Origin of the sequence: Pseudomonas sp. PA-4-8C (assembly GCF_021606625.1) — a bacterium.
Taxonomy (GTDB): Bacteria; Pseudomonadota; Gammaproteobacteria; order Pseudomonadales; family Pseudomonadaceae; genus Aquipseudomonas; species Aquipseudomonas lactis.
On sequence record NZ_WKCD01000453.1, the window covers coordinates 1 to 2419 of the forward strand.

At 59.7% G+C, this 2419-nt stretch carries 1 protein-coding gene; it reads right to left on the reverse strand.

The window, feature by feature from the left end:
• On the reverse strand, positions 1-1702 hold a 1702-nt coding region (gene rne / locus GIW04_RS29800; protein ID WP_236479540.1), incomplete at its 3' end, for a ribonuclease E.
• Positions 1703-2419 lie beyond the last annotated feature (717 nt).

The following is a 2419-nucleotide window of genomic DNA, read 5'->3' on the forward strand; positions in this document are numbered from 1 at the left end:
GGCTGACCAGCGACTTCACCAGGCCCTTGAACAGGCTTGGCTCAGGCAGGGCGGCTGGCGCAGCAACCGGGGCGGCGGCTTCGGTCGGTACCGGTGCGTTGGCGCGGGCCGGCGCAGTCTTCACCGCCGCTTCCTGGCGAACCAGGGTGCGGGTCGCAGCGGCTGGCTGGACTTCTTCGACTTCGGCGGCAGCTGCGGCGATTTCATAGCTGGACTGGCCGCTGTGGGCTTCCGGGCTGTCATCACGCAGGCGCTGGACTTCAAAGTGCGGCGTTTCGAGGTGATCGTTCGGCAGGATGACGATACGGGCACGGGTGCGCAGTTCGATCTTGGTGATCGAGTTGCGTTTTTCGTTGAGCAGGAAGGCTGCAACCGGAATCGGCACTTGTGCGCGAACTTCGGCGGTACGGTCTTTCAGGGCTTCTTCTTCGATCAGGCGCAGGATCGCCAGGGACAGCGATTCAACGTCACGAATGATGCCGGTGCCGTTGCAACGCGGGCAGACGATGCCGCTGCTCTCGCCCAGGGACGGACGCAGGCGCTGACGGGACATTTCCAGCAGGCCGAAGCGCGAAATGCGGCCGACCTGTACACGGGCACGGTCAGCTTCCAGGCATTCGCGGACTTTTTCTTCCACGGCGCGCTGGTTCTTGGCCGGGGTCATGTCGATGAAGTCGATCACGATCAGGCCGCCGATGTCACGCAGGCGCAGCTGGCGGGCGATTTCTTCAGCCGCTTCCAGGTTGGTCTGCAGGGCGGTTTCTTCGATGTCGCTGCCTTTGGTCGCACGCGCCGAGTTGATGTCGATGGACACCAGGGCTTCGGTCGGGTCGATCACGATGGAGCCGCCGGAAGGCAGTTCGACCACGCGCTGGAAGGCGGTCTCGATCTGGCTTTCGATCTGGAAACGGTTGAACAGTGGCACGCTGTCTTCGTACAGCTTGATCTTGCTGGCGTACTGCGGCATTACCTGGCGAATGAAGGTCAGGGCTTCGTCCTGGGCTTCAACGCTGTCGATCAGCACTTCGCCGATGTCCTGGCGCAGGTAGTCGCGGATGGCGCGGATGATCACGTTGCTTTCCTGGTAGATCAGGAACGGCGCGGAACGATCCAGGGACGCTTCTTTGATAGCGGTCCACAGTTGCAGCAGGTAGTCGAGGTCCCACTGCATTTCTTCGCTGCTGCGGCCAAGGCCGGCAGTGCGCACGATCAGGCCCATGTCGGCCGGTGCGATCAGGCCGTTCAGCGCTTCACGCAGTTCGTTGCGCTCTTCGCCTTCGATGCGACGGGAAATACCGCCGGCACGTGGGTTGTTCGGCATCAGTACGAGGTAACGACCGGCGAGGCTGATGAAGGTGGTCAGGGCCGCGCCCTTGTTGCCACGTTCTTCTTTCTCGACCTGGACGATGACTTCCTGGCCTTCGCTCAGGACGTCCTTGATGTTCACGCGGCCTTCGGGGGCTTTCTTGAAGTATTCGCGGGAGATTTCTTTAAGGGGCAGGAAGCCGTGGCGCTCGGAGCCGAAATCGACAAAGGCAGCCTCAAGGCTTGGTTCGATGCGAGTGATACGGCCTTTATAGATGTTGGCCTTTTTCTGCTCGCGTGCACCGGATTCGATGTCCAGGTCGTAGAGGCGCTGGCCATCTACCAGTGCAACACGCAACTCTTCGGGTTGAGTTGCGTTAATCAGCATTCTTTTCATGTTGTACCGTCGGTTTCCGGGCTGCCGGAAACGGCGTTCGGCACACACGACTTCTCACGGTCGGTGTCAGGTGCGTCAAGAGTGGTTGGCCACTCCAGTGTCCAGCAAAATCGGCCAATTGGGCCGGTATCGCGACGGACGCGTCCTGCTCGTTAGCGGTGGTGACAAAGGCACCACTTCAACAAAAGCTAAGGTCAGGAGGAGGAATCAACCGGCGACTGTGGACGAGATGAAGCGTCTAAAACAAGCCTAGTGCTACACAGTCCGACGGTTGTGCATCTCCACCCTACACGTATCCCTGATAATTCGGGTGCTGCCGCGCGCAGAATCCGCAGCGGGTTGGCATTTACCGTGTTCTCCAATGGGGAGTCCACGCTCATGGCTAAACAAGACTAGGTGTGGGCGGTTGCGCTCTCACTCAGCTCTTAACAGGCGTTGTTTCCGAAGCATTCGCCATGGTCTGGCTCAAAACTGACTGCACTTTGTGAACTGGCCGTAAATATCGGCGCAAAAGGCGAGTATTCACTCTGCTTTCTGCACTCGCTTCAGGCCTCATGTCACCTGCGCTTGTTACAATCTTGAGCCTTCCTGGGTGGCGAAAGCCCCGTAGGACGGCCTCGCGTCCTGATGAATTGCGATGGTCAGGGCCGGCAGTTTGCCGCATGTCCTCTGTCCAGGCCGCTTTTGGCGGCGTTCGCGACTATAGCAGTAATGATT